This window comes from Gilliamella sp. wkB178, assembly GCF_001690705.1.
Taxonomy (GTDB): domain Bacteria; phylum Pseudomonadota; class Gammaproteobacteria; order Enterobacterales; family Orbaceae; genus Gilliamella; species Gilliamella apicola_K.
Genome location: NZ_LZGK01000016.1, coordinates 168,363 through 184,798 on the forward strand (window position 1 = coordinate 168,363; position 16,436 = coordinate 184,798).

The following is a 16,436-nucleotide window of genomic DNA, read 5'->3' on the forward strand; positions in this document are numbered from 1 at the left end:
TTTATGGATTCTTACTCTTTTTTAAGCCAGTAATGCCACCAGAAATTAACATGGTGGTATCGATCAATGCAACTAATGGATCAAGCCCAGCAGGGACAGCCATATAACGAGGTTCCCACTGAGTGGCAAATTTTTCTTTAAAGCGACGTAATCCTTGGAAATTATAAAAACGCCCACCGCGACGAAAGACTAATGCCCCTAATCGTTGGATCAGTGGCGCACCTCGTCGCCTCTGCATTCCGGCAAGTGGTACCATACCTAAACTAAAATACTTAAACCCTTTTTCTTGATAATGAAGAATTAAACCAACCATTAAAAATTCCATAGTTAATTTAGGAATATCTTGCAGCACTCGCATCAAATCAATACTTGCGCAATAACATTGTTGCGTTTCTAAAAGATTAACGAAAGCGATGATACGATTTTCATACTTAATTGCCGCAATAGTAAAATTATCCAAGTAATCTTTAGAAAATGATCCTAACGAAAATTGCTTTTCTTTGGAATGTTTATTTTTGAGCCAAGTGTCTGATACTAGTTTTAGTTCATCGAGTGGAGCGGTACCTGGTGGATAAAATACTAAAGATAAGCCATCACGTTGACCACGATTCCAAGTATAACGTAAGTCTTTATATCCTTTTGAATTTAAATCGAATTTTTTTAAATTAACTAAGGCTTCTTCCCCAAGTTTGACAGTTCGCAAGCCGATATCCATATAGAACGGCAAATTAGCGGCTTTAACTTGATAGAAAACTGGACGTAAACGGTGTTGGTCACACAGATCGCGAAATTCCCATATTAAATCTGCACGTTCACTAATGTCACCAATCGGATCGTAAAGTGCTACCATACTTCGCCCGCGTCTAGCATACATAATAAAAGAGGTTTCTGACTCATTAAATAGTAGCGATTTATCCCCACACATGGCTAATCCACCTTCAGGTTGTTTGGAAGCTAAAATAATTTGATAAGCCTTAGCCAGTTGCTGTTTGTTTGGTTTGGTCAAGATAGGTAATGCCGGGCGGAATAACCAAAATAACATAATACAGCTTAATAATATAAAACTGCCTAAGGCAGCACGCAATGCCCTTGGGACGCGGCTATCTAATTCAAATTGCCACCATAAAGAGTGACTATAAGGCACATCTTGATAAATGAATAAAATCACCCAGACAAACATGGCTAGCATACAAAAACAAATAGCGAAAAACTTAAATGAAAATGGAATGACTCTTAAGTGATTTTTTCGGTAAAAGGCATGTCTAAACTTTATTAATAGAATGGCAATCGATAATAATATTCCGGCTTCAATCCAATGCAGGCCCCGTAATATAGAAAAAATACTGCCAATAAATAGTAATAAAACGGTAACTCCCCACGCGGAAAAGAGTCGACGCCTTAAGCCCATAGCTAGTAATAAACACAGAACACCAATTAGACTAGAACTTAAATGGGCAATGTTGATTACCTTATTAGGAATAAAACTGTTAACTAAGTGTGGATTAAACCCTGGCACGACACTTGAAAACATCATAACTACACCAGCAAAAAATACGGTTACAGCCATCACTGATGCAGCAATTCCGGTTTCGGTTTCTTTAACTTGTGGCGTAGTTAAGTAATTTTTACCTTCATTGATAAGTAATAAAATTCCGGCAGGAATCAATGGAATTAAAATATAAATAATCCTATAAATAAGTAGAGCAACCGTTAACGATGCCGCACCTATTTCAGATGAAAAGGCTGCTAGAATAATCGCTTCAAACACACCAACACCACCCGGTATATGACTTAATACTCCAGCAACTAAGGCGAGAATATAAATCATAATAAACGTGATAAAACTGGGGTGGTTAGGTAATAAAAAATACAGAATGGAACCAGCTAAAATAGCATCAAGCAAAGTGATAAGGAATTGCCAGCAGGCTAGACGTAAATTAGGTAAACGGATTGCCCACCGAATTATTTGAAATAAACGGGTGTCTTTATTTGGCCTTTCATTACGTCGATTTCGGTAAAGAAAAATTAATAATACGATATACAGGCATAATACTGAACCGGCAATTAACCATACACTTTGAACCGACAGATGCAGTGCCAGCATAGTATTTTTAGTTTGGATTAATGCGGCTATTGCTGCTAACAATGGTAAAGTAAAACCTAGCGACAAGGTGACAAAAATTGACATTCTGGCAACATCAATAGTAGTTAAACCATATTTAAAGTACAAACGACAGCGCACAGCGCCGCCAGATAAAGCCGATAACCCTATAGCATTACCAATAGCAGATGCACATGTACCCCCAACCACAATAGTAGATGGTTTAAGTTTTACGCCAGCATAGCGAGCAGCGGACCATTCATAGCAAATCAGCATTACATAACTACCGATTGCAGATAAACAGGAAAATAAAATAGTATGAACGGAAAGGCTATGAATTGATCGTTTCAAATCATTAAGATTAATCTCTTTTAGTAAATTCCAACAAACGATTAAGGCAATAAAAAAGATTAATAGGCCAAATATTAAAACCAACAGTTGGCGATAGCGAGTGAAGTATTCTATTAATTGCCATGGCAAAACTCTACGCGCTAATATTTTCACTCAGTCGACTCCAATATTTGCTTGGTTAATATTTTAGATTTGCGCATTCTACATCCCCAAATTAACGAAAACAATCGCAGAAAAATAAAAAATTATTAAATTCTAATGTTTTTCTTTAGCTATTTTTTTATATTTGTTAAGTAATATGATTAATTACTTGTTGTATCTGGATTTTTATACTTAAAGTTAGTGTTAAAATTAGTGCTGTTAAAGCTATTTTTGTATATTATTTACTTAGATATTTATAGATTATCTTCATAAGATGTGGAATAAGCGATCGGCTTTCATCTTGGTGATTAGCAAATTATGTGCCCATTTTTTGTGCTATAATTAAACAAAATTGCATAATATAGTAAGTATATTTTGTATTCAATATTTGTATTCATTTATACCTAAAGTAATTAATATCATGAAGAATAGCAAAACACCATTAATGACGCTATCACAGCAACAGGTCATCCTAAACATCCAATCTTTCGTGAAGCAAAAATTGGTTGATGATTATTCTGGGCATGATATAGCTCATATTGAACGAGTGGTTAAGTTGGTTAAACAGATTTTAGTCACCGAGCCAGACGCTAATAGCTTTATTGTGATTGCTAGTGCTTATCTACATGATGTTATTGATGAAAAAGTTGTCGATGATGTCAATTTAGCGGTAGCTCAATTAGACGATTTTTTAAAGATACAACCAATATCAGCTAATGCCATACATATGATTTTTGATATTATTGAAAATATGTCATACCGTAAAAATCTTAATAACAAAAAAATATTATCCCTTGAAGGGCAAATAGTGCAAGATGCGGATCGACTCGATGCCCTAGGCGCAATAGGTATAGGACGAACATTTTATTATGGTGGTAATAAACATCATATTATGTATGATCCTAATATTCCACCGCGAACCGCTTTAAACGAAACAAATTATAAACAACCCGGTACGGTAATTAACCATTTTTATGAAAAACTATTTTTACTAAAAGATCTGATGAATACCCAAAAGGGGAAGCAATTAGCCCAAGCCAGGCATGATTTTTTAATTCAGTTTGTCAAATTGTTTGAAAGTGAATGGTCGGAAGGGCATAATTGATCCAAAGTTTGGAATAATGTGTTTATAATATCTATAGTTAATTAATTTAATACGATAAGGAGGCCGATGATGACTTTTTCTATCAATGATAAGATAGTTTTAAGTAACAATGTATCCATGGAGCAGTTCGGTTTTGGTACTTATAAAATAACAGATCTAGATGAATTAACTCGTGCAGTTAATACTGCAATAAAAGTTGGTTATCGTTCCTTTGATACGGCTGAACTTTATCAAAATGAAAAACAACTTGGGCAAGCTCTCAAGCAATGTGGTGTTGAGCGTAATAAATTATTTATTACTAGTAAAATTGATAATAATAATCAAGGTTATGAAAAAACTTTAGCTGCTTTTGACCAATCTTTAAAAGATTTACAACTTGATTATCTTGATCTTTTTTTGGTGCATTGGCCTTTAAATGATACCTTTTTTGAGACTTGGAAGGCGTTTGAAAAACTATATGAAGAAAAACGTGTACGCTCAATCGGGGTCTGTAATTTTAATATTTCGCATATGGAATTACTGGCTATGAAAGCAAATATTAAACCAATGCTTAATCAAATTGAAATTCATCCATATTTAACACAAGTGGAATTAATCAATTATCTACGTCGACAAAAGATTGCTATTGAAGCTTGGTCGCCATTGGCTCGGAATAAAGTGGTTAATGAACCGTTGCTAGTAGAAATTGGTGATAAGTATCATAAATCGGCATCACAAGTAACATTGCGTTGGCATATTCAAAATGGTTATATTGTAATCCCTAAATCTAGCCATCCTGATCGGATTGCCGAAAATGCCAATATTTTTGATTTTGAATTGACTGCTGAAGATATGCAAAAAATTAACGGGTTAAATCAAAACTTGCGTACTGGGCCAAATCCGGATTACGTTTATAGAAATAATGGCTTTTAATATTTAATTCTCTCCCTTGTGGGGGAGAATTTCCTTTCTAAAATGGTATTGGTGCGCCGACTAACCATAACACAATTGGTAATGTTATTAAGCTTAAGATTGTGCTAAGCAAAGTGGCACTTGAGACCAACTCCGGATAAGTATCAAATTGTACTGACATAAGAGTAGTGTTAGCCGCCGTTGGCATTGCCGCCAATACAATTAAAATTTGTTTATAGACTGGAGCAATCGGCATAAAATAAACCATACACATGGCCACAATTGGTGAAAGTACCATTCGCGCTAATAATGAAAACGAGATTTTCGGGTAATCGAGATGTTTAATTTGTATTTTAGCCAATTGCATCCCTAAAATAATCATAATCACAACAATCGAAGCATCACCAATCATGCCAATTGAAGTCATAATTGATTTTGATAAGGGGATATGGCACAACTGAAAAATAATGCCTAGAAAAGCCCCATAAGCGACCGGCATGCGGATTACTTTGTTCAGTACATCTTTTTGGCTAACAATGTCATTATGTCGACTACCTTTAGCGGCGTAATAGATGCCAACAGTACTCATTACAAACTGTTGTAATACCATCATAATTACCCCTAAATTAAAGCCCATACTACCAAAGAATACTAACAATACCGGAGTGCCATAATTACCATTATTCATAAAGCAAGAACTTAAGATCATGGCACAGCGCTCTTTACTTGAATATTTCATGATAATCGACCAAATAGACACAATAATAATTAATGCAAAACACAGCCCAAAAATATAAAAAATATAGAAGAGGTAGTCGATGGTTAGAGTATGTGTATAAAATGTTTTAAAAGCCAAAAACGGTGATAATACATAAAGTGACATTTTAGAAAGATTAGCAACATCAAACTTTAAGGTTTTTTGGGCAATAAAACCAACAATAAAAATACAAAAAATAGGAAACAAAATAATAAAAAATTGCATAATTTATATTCTTTAATTTATTTAATTCATAGAATCAATAGCAAGAACTATTGATTGTCGAAGTTTGTTGCAAGTATTATCATCTAGTGCATTATTGTGTTTATCCGTTAATATAAACAGATCTTCGATATGTTCACCGATAGTGGCTATTTTAGCACTACTTAATGATAAATCTAGATTAGCAAAGATTTCGCCAACGCGAGCAAGTAAACCCGGGCGGTCGAGGGCAATCAATTCCATATAAGTTTGACTTTCGTTAAAAGAAGATAAGAAGTTTACTTGGGTAGGTACGGAAAAAGATCGTAACCGTTGTTTGGGCGGTTTAATAGTTACACCTTTATAAACTGAGCTTTGTAGCGCTTTTTCCACTGCTTTTATAATACCTTGGTGGCGATCGAGTTGTAATGTTTGTCCATTTGGTTCCAGGACAATAAAAGTATCTAGCGCGAATCGGTTTTTATTAGTGATAATCAGGGCATCATGGATATTTAAATTATGCATATTGAGCACATTACAAACCGTGGCAAATAAATACGGTCTATCTGGTGAATAGATAAATATCTCAGTGCCACCATGATGAGGATTAGGATTGATGATTACTAAGGTTTGGGTTAAATCATGCTGCAAAAGATTTTGTGCATGCCAAACGATTTGTTCCGTGGTATAACGTAGAAAATAGTCAACTCGATAATCTTGCCAAAAGTTTTTGATCTGTGATTCTGCATAGTTTTGTTGTAATAAAATTTCTAATGCTTGTTGTTTATGTTGGCGAGCAACACTTCGTTGTTCTGGAATTTGATGAATACCAGAATCAAAGGAACGTTCAGCGGTAAAATAGAGTTCACGCATTAAACTTTGTTTCCAACTATTCCATAGCGTTTCATTGGTGGCGCAAACATCGGCAACAGTTAAACACAGTAAATACTGTAAACGACGTTTGCTTTTTACCTGTTGGATAAATTCCCTAATCACATCTGGGTCTTGCAAATCACGGCTTTGAGCGGTTACTGACATGAGTAAATGTGATCGAACTAACCAGACAATTAAATCCGTATCTTTAGCATCCAATTGATGTAATTGACAAAAACCTTTAACTAAATGAGCACCGATTTCAGAATGATCGCCGTGTCGGCCTTTACCAATGTCATGAAATAAACCGGTAATAATTAATAATTCTGGTTTAGGTAATTTACTATAGACTTCAGTGCTATTGGGGTGTTTGGGTTTATCGCTGGTATTTTTTAGATTATCAAGTTCAAGTAATAGTCGAATAGTGTGTTCATCAACCGTATAAATGTGGAATAAATCAAACTGCATCATGCCGGCAATGTGCCTCCAACCAGGAATGTAAGAAGTTAATATTCCATATTGATGCATAGGTAAAAGTGCTTTTTTAATCGCATCCGGATGCTTGATAATTTGCATAAACAGCTGTCTGGCTTGGGGATCTTCACATAGTAACTGTGGTAGTTGCCGTCTTGCAGAGCGCAGTTGTCTAATGGTATTAGAATAAAGACCAATTACTTGCGGATTTAATAAAATAGTATAAAAGAGCTGCATCATCATGACTGGATTTTGCTTGAACAGATTATCATCTTTTACATCTATTAGTTTTTCCCTCACTTGGAAATGTTCATCAATATCATAAGGTTTATTTGGTGGATTTAGTTCCAGTATTGATTCATCAAACAGTTGTAATAACATTTGATTGAGCTCGGTAATATTATGCGCGACCCGATAATAGTCATGCATCATTTTTTCAACCGGAACGTTGCCGGTACCGGTATAACCCAACATATTAGCAATGCTCAGCTGGCGATCAAACAGTAGCCGATTATCATAACGACTAATCACGCTATGTAGTGCGAAACGGATGCGCCATAAAAATTTACGGCAAGTTTTAAATTCTTCAATATCTTCAGGTGTTAAATAATCAAAGTGGGCAATCTTATGTAGAAATTCACCACCAAAATGGCGAATAGCTATCCATTGAATGATTTGCATGTCCCGTAAACCACCCGGGCTATTTTTCAAATCAGGTTCCAGATTATAGGTGGTGCTATGATATTGTTTATGGCGTTCTTCTTGTTCTTTAACTTTTGCTTGATAAAAAGCAGGGGAAGGCCAAATCTTATCGCTAAAAATTTGTTTACGAAGTTCATTTAATAATGATTCGCTGCCTGCAATTATTCTTGATTCAATCAAGTTAGTCATTATAGTGATATCGTTTTTAGCTTCTTGTAGGCAGGTTGTTAATGTTCTGACACTGTGACCAATATCTAAATGGAGATCCCAAAGTAAACGAACTAAATCAGCAACTTGTTTTTCCAGTATTTCAGTCAGCGGCTTATCACTTAAAATTAAAATATCAATGTCAGACAAAGGATGAAGCTCGGCACGCCCATATCCACCTACGGCAATTAAAGCAATACGGTTTTGTTTAAATAGTGAAGAAATTTGCTCAGGAATTTGATAATAACGCCATAAACGCTGTAATAGCTTATCGATAAAGGCACTGCGCAAATGAACTAATACATCAATATCGGTATTGAGTTTAAATTGGCTTATCGACCATTGTTGAAACTCATCAAGCTGCTGCTTGAGATAGTTAATATTTATCTGTTCATCACTGAAATCTAGGGGAGAAACAGGGTAACACAAATGAGTTTCATGCATAGCCATAGTATTAAATTAAGCAAATTCAATAGCTATATCGTTACGCGATTTTAAATTACTGTCAAGTTACCAGAAACTAATTTACATTAGTTAATGATTGTCTTAATAACAAAAAAGGAACATTAGTATGTTCCTTTTGTAAAGATGTTTCCTGAGAGGTATACGTTTCAGTATAAAATTACAATTTGAAACCACTTAATTACATTAATTATTTAGGTGTATTAAAATTACTAATTACTTTATATTTAATATACTGATTGGTAGCTTCCAGTATTTCTATTACCGCACCTTTATATCTTATTACTTTTGAGCTAGATAAATCATATTCTGCATTATTTGAAAAAGCAGGATGAGTCAAATCATTATTAAATTCTCGGTATCCTATGTTAATTTTATTACCAATTTTACCGTTATAAATTAATGTTTGTTGGAATTCATCTCGACTTGCTACCAAAATTTTCTTTACTTTGTATTGTATATTGTCGTTACAAAAGTCAGATCCCATACTGAATGAAATACATACTTCATTTTTGGCATTGTCTTTTCTTATTCTAATACCAATAGGTTCTGGTGATGAAGTGAATGTTTTTACAATAGCATTACTATTTTCACTTTTAGTAGCAAAAAATAAATGGGTTTTGTTTTCACCAAGTTTAGGATAGTCACCCGGCTCAATGATATATGCATGAAAAGGTCTGGTAATTTCAGTAGTGGTAGTAAAAGAGATTGCGTCCATTAATTTGACTTTGCCTTGGTTTATCATGTCATCACCAATATAAGTTGTAGTGATGGTATTAAGCTCTGGATAACTTTTTTGTGTCACTTCAGGCATATAGTTATATTTAATGTCACTAACACATCCAAGTAAAATAAGCGATAATGTTGCAATTAATAACTTTTTCATTTGATTTCCTTACATTATAGATATATTTATGAAATATTAAGTTAATTCGAAAATATATCAAGATAAACTTCTAAACTTTAATTGAAATAATAAATTTATATTGATGATGTAAAGTGATATTAATCGAGTTAATAACTTGAATTAGTGTAGAGCTAATCATTAATAACAAAAAAGGAACATTAGTATGTTCCTTTTGTAAAGATGTTTCCTGAGAGGTATACGTTTCAGTATAAAATTACAGTTTGAAATCACTTAAATCATCTTCATTAATTTCGGAGTCGATTTGCCCGACTAAGTAAGAACTCATTTCAGCTTCTTGTGGTGCAACTTGAACATTATCGGAAACTAACCAGTTATTAATCCATGGAATTGGGTTGGATTTTACCTCATATGGTAATTTGAGCCCAACAGCTTGCATACGGATATTAGTAATATATTCAACATATTGGCATAAGATATCTTTATTCAAACCGATCATGGAACCACCAGCGAATAAATATTCTGCCCAATCTTTTTCTTGATTGGCGGCTTGTAAAAATAGATCATAACACTCTTGTTCACACTCTTTGGCAATTTCGAGCATTTCAGGATCGTCTTCACCACTGCGTAAGGTGTTAATCATAAATTGAGTGCCAGTTAAATGTAAGGCTTCATCACGAGCAATAAGTTTGATAATTTTAGCATTGCCTTCCATTAGTTCACGTTCAGCAAAAGCAAATGAGCAAGCAAAACTAACATAAAAACGAATGGCTTCAAGGGCGTTAACACTCATTAAACAAAGATAGAGTTTCTTTTTTAGTTCACGTAAATCAATAGTAATAGTTCTGTTATTGATGGTGTGTTTGCCTTCACCAAGCAAATTATAATAGCTAGAATAGCTGATAAGATCATCATAATAACCAGCAATATCACCAGCACGTTTTTGAATTTCTTTATTGGTTACAATATCATCAAATACAACGGATGGGTCGTTAACAATATTACGAATGATATGTGTGTATGAACGTGAATGAATGGTTTCTGAAAATGACCAAGTTTCAACCCAAGTTTCTAGCTCCGGAATTGAAATTAAAGGCAATAAGGCAACATTGGGACTGCGGCCTTGAATTGAATCAAGTAAAGTTTGATATTTCAAGTTACTGATAAAAATATGTTTTTCATGTTCAGGTAGGCTGGCATAATCAATACGATCTTGTGAAATATCAACTTCTTCGGGACGCCAAAAGAAGGAGAGTTGTTTTTCAATTAATTTTTCAAACATTTCATACTTTTGTTGATCATAACGGGCAACATTTACTGATTGACCAAGAAACATTGGTTCTTTAAGTTGGTCATTATGCACATGCGAAAAGGTACTGTAATTCATACTCATAAAAGAACTCCTAACAAATTTTTAGTTACTTTTACCGCCACCTTTCGACAGTGCAAAAAGGGAGGAATGGTAGGGGAGTGGTCGACTCCCCTTTAAAACTGATTTTAAGGTAATACTTACTTATTTTTCGAGCGGTTAGATTTTGCAGGCTCCGCCTTCACAGCCATCATCGTTACTAGTATGGGTAATGTCACCTTGAATATCTTCAGCACCATCTCGAGTGTTATGATAATAAAGGGTTTTTACGCCAAATTTATAAGCTGTCAATAAATCCGCTAATAATTGTTTCATTGGTACTTTATCATTTGGAAATTTGGTTGGATCATAATTGGTATTGGCCGAAATAGATTGATCAATAAATTTCTGCATAATACCTACTAGATGTAAATAACCAGTGTTATTAGGAATCTGCCATAGTAGTTCATAGAAGTTTTGCAGATTTTTATAATCCGGTACTACTTGGCGTAAAATACCATCTTTGGATGCTTTAACACTCACAAAACCACGCGGTGGCTCAATACCATTGGTAGCATTTGAAATTTGTGAAGAAGTTTCAGATGGCATTAATGCCGATAATGTTGAATTACGTAATCCATGATTTTTTATAGATTCACGTAGTGATTCCCAATCATAATGCAAAGGTTCTTTAGTAATACTATCTAAATCCTTTTTATAAGTATCAATTGGTAAAATACCTTGAGAATAGGTGGTTTGATTAAATAACGGGCAGGCACCTTTTTCCTTCGCCAGATTATTCGAGGCTTTTAACAAATAATATTGCATCGCTTCAAAGGTACGATGGGTTAAATTATTGGCACTGCCATCAGAGTACTTAACGCCATGTTTAGCTAAATAGTAAGCATAATTAATCACCCCAATACCTAATGTGCGGCGGTTTAATGAAGCGTTTCGAGCAGCTGGAACAGGGTAGTCTTGATAATCAAGTAGTGAATCCAGAGCGCGAACCGCTAAATCAGCAATGTCTTCAAAATCATCAAGAGATTCAATTTTACCGAGATTAAAAGCAGATAAAGTACAAAGGGCAATTTCACCATTTTCGTCATTAATATTATTAAGCGGTTTGGTTGGTAAGGCAATTTCCATACATAAATTGGATTGATGAACCGGCGCTAATTGTGCATTAAATGGGCTATGAGTATTACAGTGATCAACATTTTGAATATAAATGCGACCAGTTGATGCGCGTTCTTGCATTAACAATGCAAAGAGTTCCACCGCTTTAACTTCGCGTTTGCGGATATTTTCATCTTGTTCATATTGTTGATAGAGCTGTTCAAATTTATCCTGATCAGCAAAAAATGCATCATAGAGTCCGGGAACATCAGATGGGCTAAATAAGGTAATATTTTCATTTTTAATTAACCGTTGATACATTAATTTATTGATTTGTACCCCGTAATCTAAATGGCGAACACGGTTTTCTTCAACTCCACGATTGTTGCGCAAGACAAGAAGACTTTCGACTTCTAAATGCCAAAGTGGGTAAAAAACTGTTGCCGCACCACCACGAACACCACCTTGTGAACATGATTTCACCGCGGTTTGGAAATATTTATAAAACGGAATACAACCAGTATGAAATGCTTCACCACCACGGATTGAACTGCCTAAAGCTCGAATTCTCCCGGCATTAACTCCTATTCCGGCCCGTTGCGAAACATATTTAACTATGGCGCTGGCAGTAGCATTGATGGAATCTAAACTATCATCACATTCAATTAGTACACATGAACTAAATTGACGAGTTGGGGTACGAACACCAGCCATGATTGGAGTTGGTAGCGAGATTTTAAATGTCGAGACTGCGTCATAAAAGCGTTTAATGTAACTCATACGCGTTGCTTTCGGATAATTAGCGAATAGACATGCCGCAACTAAAATATATAAAAATTGTGCACTTTCATAAATTTCACCGGTTACGCGGTTTTGGACTAAATATTTGCCTTCAAGTTGTTTTACTGCAGCATAGGAAAAGGTCATATCACGCCAATGATCAATGATTTGGTCCATTTGTGCAAACTCTTCTGGAGTATAATCTTCCAGTAAGTGTTTATCATAACGTTTATTTGCAACTAGTTTTTTTACCTGTTCATAAAGTGGGGGGGGAGTGAATTGGTTATAGGCTTTTTTGCGTAAATGAAAAATCGCTAAACGGGCAGCTAAATATTGATAATCAGGTGCATCTTGTGAGATAAGGTCCGCCGCAGCACGTATAATGGTTTCATGAATGTCTGATGTTTTTATGCCATCATAGAATTGAATGTGTGAGCGTAATTCAACTTGCGAAACTGACACATTCTCTAATCCCTCTGCTGCCCAATTAATGACCCGATGGATTTTATCTAAATTGATTGCTTCCTTTTTGCCATCCCGTTTTGTAACTAACATTGATTTATTCATTTTTTACCCAGTGTTATGTTTTTTTTGTGTTAGCCATCATAATTGATATTAATCAAAAATACAATATATAGTGCCTATTAATCAAATTAACACAATATATAGTATGTGAGCGTGGCGATGTTATTGGAGTTAAACCGCAAAAACTTGAATTAATTTATATACCAATGTTATAGGTATGCCGTTATATTTAGTGAAAATTTAGCCGTAAAAATGGGATATTGGTGATCATAAATATAAAGATCTACCTATCAATGAATAGATTTTATCGTAATAACCGATTACTCTTGTTTTGATTTGTAGCGTTGCATCTTACTGTTACGGTTTTGTTCTTCTATCCATTGAAGTTTGTCGGTATAGGCCTTTTCGGCACCACGAGAAGATGGATGGTAATATTTAGAGTCGGCAAGCTCTGGCGGAAAGTAATTTTCACCAGCAGCAAAAGCATTCGGTTCGTCATGCGCATAACGGTATTCAGCACCATAACCTAAATTTTTCATTAGACTTGTTGGGGCATTGCGTAAATGTTCAGGAACATCATAATCAGGTTTTGATTGTGCATCATTCATTGCTTGTTTGAAAGCAAGATAAACGGCATTACTTTTTGGTGCACATGCAAGATAAATTATGGCTTGTGCGATAGCTCGTTCGCCTTCTGCTGGCCCGACTCGAGTAAAACAATCCCAAGCTGCTAATGCTACTTGCATGGCTCTAGGATCAGCGTTACCTACATCTTCGGAAGCGATTGCCAGTAATCGACGAGCTACATATAATGGATCGCCACCAGCAGAAATAATTCTTGCATACCAATAAAGGGCTGCATCTGGTGCAGAACCTCGGATTGATTTGTGTACCGCAGAAATTAAATCATAAAAACGATCGCCTTGATTATCGAATCTGGCACTGCGTTCACCAATGACTTCTTTTAATAATTCAGGGGTAAGTTGCTTACCTTCGGACATGTCAACTAATAGTTCAAGAGTATTGAGGGCTTTTCTGGCATCACCACCTACAAACTCAGCTATCTGCTTTTTGGTTTCTTCGAGTAACACAACTTGTTGATTACCATAACCACGTTCAGGATCATCCATTGCTTGTTGTAAAATATTTTCTATATCTTGATTTGCTAATGATTTTAGCAAGTAGACTCTTGCTCGTGATAATAGTGCAGAATTTAATTCAAACGATGGGTTTTCTGTGGTAGCACCAATAAATGTAACGGTGCCATTTTCTACATAAGGTAAAAAGGCATCTTGTTGACTTTTATTGAAACGATGTACTTCATCAACAAATAAAATAGTACGAATACCTGCTTGTTGATTGATTTTTGCACGTTCTATGGCGTCACGAATATCTTTTATGCCAGACGTAACGGCTGATAAACGCTCAACTTTAGCATTGGCATGATGAGCAATGATTTCCGCTAATGTGGTTTTACCGGTACCTGGAGGCCCCCATAAAATCATTGAATGTAGGTGACCGGCTGTTATCGCTTTAGGTAAAGGTTTACCGCTGCCTAATAACTGTGATTGTCCAATATATTCTGATAAATTACGCGGCCGCATTCTGGCTGCTAAAGGTTTAAATTCATCAGTTGTAAAATCAAAGGACATACTCGGCATTAGGTAGATTATCCAGTTGGGTGAAATTTAAAGTATTATATACTGGTTACTGGATAAGTGAAAAAGAAAAGAAAATATCTTTCCCAGTTAGACGAAAAACGGTAATATTTTGATACTAAATTGGTTATAAGCAATCGCATAAAATTTGCTTAAAAAATACAAATGGATATATAAGGATTTGCCATGAAAAAATTGTTATTATTGGTCGGGTTATTTTTAAGTATGTCAGCTTTGGCAGGTGATAAAGAAGTGTTACAACAAAGGCTAGATAAAATTGATGGATTTTATGCACGCTTTACTCAAGATGTTAAAACTGCCGATAATCAACCCGTTCAACAAGGTAAAGGTGATCTTTGGGTTACTAGACCTTACTATTTTAACTGGACAATTAATGAACCCGATGAAACTTCGATTATTTCTGATGGCAAAAATATGTGGGTATATACTCCAGCAGTTGAACAAGTTAGTGTTATGGATTTAAAGAAAACCGTTGATAATCGTTTAATGTTACTGATTACTGATAGTCATAATCCTATTTGGAATGTATATCAGGTAACTCGTAAGCAAGATTCTTTTACACTCAAACCAACTGATGGTTCTAATCAAGATTTTATTATTTCTGTTCTACCAACCGGAATGATTTCAAATTTCACAATAATTGAAGAAGATGGTCAACGCAGTTTTTATGATTTATCTCGCCAACAATTGGGTAAAGTTGAATTAAGCAAATTCAATTTTGTACCTCCAGTTGGCGTGACGATAGATGATCAAAGGTAGTTATCATACAAGTTTATGATAATATCAGAATTTTTGTATCAAGTTTAAAATAGAATATAAGTTAAGATTTCATTTTTTTAATTTAGTTAATTTAGCAGAATGACAGACGGAGCACAGTCACAATAGTGTGGCGTAATTTATATTACTCATATTCATTTTCATCAATACTTATTACAGGATTATCTGAAAATAAGTAATGATCGCGCTTAGTTTCAAAATCAATACTAGCAGCATCAAATAACATTTTTTTTGTATTTTCTAAGTGTTGCCACATGGCTAATTTAGCTGCTTTAGGATCGCGATTGATTAATGCTTCAAGAATTTTTTCATGTTCATTCCACCAACTATCAATATCTGTTTGAGGTACGTGTTCATGAAGTTTTTTCCATAATGGATTGAGTGTTCTTTGTTGCCATGTTTCTTGTACAATGGTTGTTAAAGCAGTGTTACGGGTTATCATGGCAATCTGGGTATGAAATTTCAAATCCCAATCTGAATCTCTAAAGTGATCTTCTTTTTTAGCTTTATGTTGAATTTCCAATAATTTAACAATATCTTCTTTAGTGATTTGAGTAGCGGCAAACTCAGCAATATTACTTTCTATTAGTTGACGAGCCTGTAAAAGTTCAAACGGTCCAGTTGTAGCAAAATTTAAACCTTGATGAGAAGTTATAATATTAGTTTGTAAATTATTCCCAATAACGTGAATACCTGAACCTTTTCTTGCTTCTGCAAAGCCTTCAACTTCAAGCATAATAATCGCTTCTCTTACTACCGAACGACTAACTTTAAGCTCTTCGCATATTAACCTTTCAGACGGTAATTTACTGCCTATCGGATAAATACCACTATTAATGCGATTTTTTAGTTCGGTAGCTATTACTTGATATAGACGTTGGTGTTCATTTTGTTCTTGGTTCATAATTCGTATTCATAACTTCTAGGATTGTATATCACTTTAAAATAACATCTAATTGCTTAGAGTTAAATAATATTATTCCATTTTTTATAACAAATTGCTCAATAATTCAATATTAACTGGTAAATAAATAACCAGACTTATATTATGGTTATTTTTTAATAATGTGATGTAGGT

General features: G+C 34.7%; 11 protein-coding genes. 3 read left to right on the plus strand and 8 right to left on the minus strand.

Features of this window, described 5'->3' with window-relative positions:
• Nucleotide 1: 1 nt before the first annotated feature.
• On the minus strand, nt 2-2,605 hold the full coding sequence (gene mprF / locus A9G13_RS10360; protein WP_065557531.1) for a bifunctional lysylphosphatidylglycerol flippase/synthetase MprF: 2,604 nt from the start codon (nt 2,603-2,605) through the stop codon (nt 2-4).
• Between the two features lie 409 nt (nt 2,606-3,014).
• On the opposite strand from mprF, the gene A9G13_RS10365 reads away from it, so the two are divergent.
• Together A9G13_RS10365 and A9G13_RS10370 are read left to right on the plus strand one after the other, a co-directional pair.
• The gene (locus A9G13_RS10365) at nt 3,015-3,698 is read left to right on the plus strand and encodes an HD domain-containing protein (RefSeq protein WP_218059233.1); all 684 of its coding nucleotides are present in this window, start codon (nt 3,015-3,017) and stop codon (nt 3,696-3,698) included.
• 69 nt (nt 3,699-3,767) lie between these two features.
• Nucleotides 3,768-4,610 carry an aldo/keto reductase gene (locus A9G13_RS10370; protein WP_065557532.1) on the plus strand — a complete coding sequence of 281 codons (843 nt, stop codon included), beginning with the start codon at nt 3,768-3,770 and terminating at the stop codon, nt 4,608-4,610.
• 37 nt (nt 4,611-4,647) lie between these two features.
• On the opposite strand, the gene A9G13_RS10375 is transcribed toward A9G13_RS10370, so the two are convergent.
• From A9G13_RS10375 to A9G13_RS10400, 6 genes are all read right to left on the minus strand, one after another.
• Complete coding sequence (locus A9G13_RS10375; RefSeq protein ID WP_065557533.1) at nt 4,648-5,571, minus strand: AEC family transporter; 924 nt, start codon at nt 5,569-5,571, stop codon at nt 4,648-4,650.
• Nucleotides 5,572-5,592: 21 nt separating this feature from the next.
• Nucleotides 5,593-8,253 carry a bifunctional uridylyltransferase/uridylyl-removing protein GlnD gene (gene glnD, locus A9G13_RS10380; protein ID WP_065557534.1) on the minus strand — a complete coding sequence of 887 codons (2,661 nt, stop codon included), beginning with the start codon at nt 8,251-8,253 and terminating at the stop codon, nt 5,593-5,595.
• Nucleotides 8,254-8,455: 202 nt separating this feature from the next.
• Entirely contained in the window at nt 8,456-9,151 is a 696-nt protein-coding gene (locus tag A9G13_RS10385) for a hypothetical protein (RefSeq protein WP_065557535.1), read from the minus strand.
• Between the two features lie 235 nt (nt 9,152-9,386).
• Complete coding sequence (nrdB, locus tag A9G13_RS10390; protein WP_065557649.1) at nt 9,387-10,517, minus strand: class Ia ribonucleoside-diphosphate reductase subunit beta; 1,131 nt, start codon at nt 10,515-10,517, stop codon at nt 9,387-9,389.
• Nucleotides 10,518-10,658: 141 nt separating this feature from the next.
• The gene (gene nrdA / locus A9G13_RS10395; RefSeq protein ID WP_065557536.1) at nt 10,659-12,944 is read right to left on the minus strand and encodes a class 1a ribonucleoside-diphosphate reductase subunit alpha; all 2,286 of its coding nucleotides are present in this window, start codon (nt 12,942-12,944) and stop codon (nt 10,659-10,661) included.
• A gap of 278 nt (nt 12,945-13,222) precedes the next feature.
• Nucleotides 13,223-14,563: a replication-associated recombination protein A gene (locus tag A9G13_RS10400; protein ID WP_065557537.1), complete on the minus strand. Its 1,341-nt coding sequence runs from the start codon at nt 14,561-14,563 to the stop codon at nt 13,223-13,225.
• A 183-nt stretch (nt 14,564-14,746) separates the two neighbouring features.
• On the opposite strand from A9G13_RS10400, the gene lolA reads away from it, so the two are divergent.
• Entirely contained in the window at nt 14,747-15,340 is a 594-nt protein-coding gene (gene lolA / locus A9G13_RS10405; protein ID WP_065557538.1) for an outer membrane lipoprotein chaperone LolA, read from the plus strand.
• A gap of 142 nt (nt 15,341-15,482) precedes the next feature.
• On the opposite strand, the gene exuR is transcribed toward lolA, so the two are convergent.
• Nucleotides 15,483-16,262: a transcriptional regulator ExuR gene (gene exuR, locus A9G13_RS10410; RefSeq protein WP_065557539.1), complete on the minus strand. Its 780-nt coding sequence runs from the start codon at nt 16,260-16,262 to the stop codon at nt 15,483-15,485.
• Nucleotides 16,263-16,436 lie beyond the last annotated feature (174 nt).

What these genes read in the sequence shown, in the direction of transcription:
- A9G13_RS10375 (WP_065557533.1), bottom strand. Translation starts at nt 5,571, where the DNA reads ATGCAATTTTTTATTATTTTGTTTCCTATTTTTTGTATTTTTATTGTT.
- A9G13_RS10370 (WP_065557532.1), top strand. Translation starts at nt 3,768, where the DNA reads ATGACTTTTTCTATCAATGATAAGATAGTTTTAAGTAACAATGTATCC.
- nrdB (WP_065557649.1), bottom strand. Translation starts at nt 10,517, where the DNA reads ATGAATTACAGTACCTTTTCGCATGTGCATAATGACCAACTTAAAGAA.
- lolA (WP_065557538.1), top strand. Translation starts at nt 14,747, where the DNA reads ATGAAAAAATTGTTATTATTGGTCGGGTTATTTTTAAGTATGTCAGCT.
- A9G13_RS10365 (WP_218059233.1), top strand. Translation starts at nt 3,015, where the DNA reads ATGAAGAATAGCAAAACACCATTAATGACGCTATCACAGCAACAGGTC.
- nrdA (WP_065557536.1), bottom strand. Translation starts at nt 12,944, where the DNA reads ATGAATAAATCAATGTTAGTTACAAAACGGGATGGCAAAAAGGAAGCA.
- A9G13_RS10400 (WP_065557537.1), bottom strand. Translation starts at nt 14,563, where the DNA reads ATGCCGAGTATGTCCTTTGATTTTACAACTGATGAATTTAAACCTTTA.
- exuR (WP_065557539.1), bottom strand. Translation starts at nt 16,262, where the DNA reads ATGAACCAAGAACAAAATGAACACCAACGTCTATATCAAGTAATAGCT.
- glnD (WP_065557534.1), bottom strand. Translation starts at nt 8,253, where the DNA reads ATGGCTATGCATGAAACTCATTTGTGTTACCCTGTTTCTCCCCTAGAT.
- A9G13_RS10385 (WP_065557535.1), bottom strand. Translation starts at nt 9,151, where the DNA reads ATGAAAAAGTTATTAATTGCAACATTATCGCTTATTTTACTTGGATGT.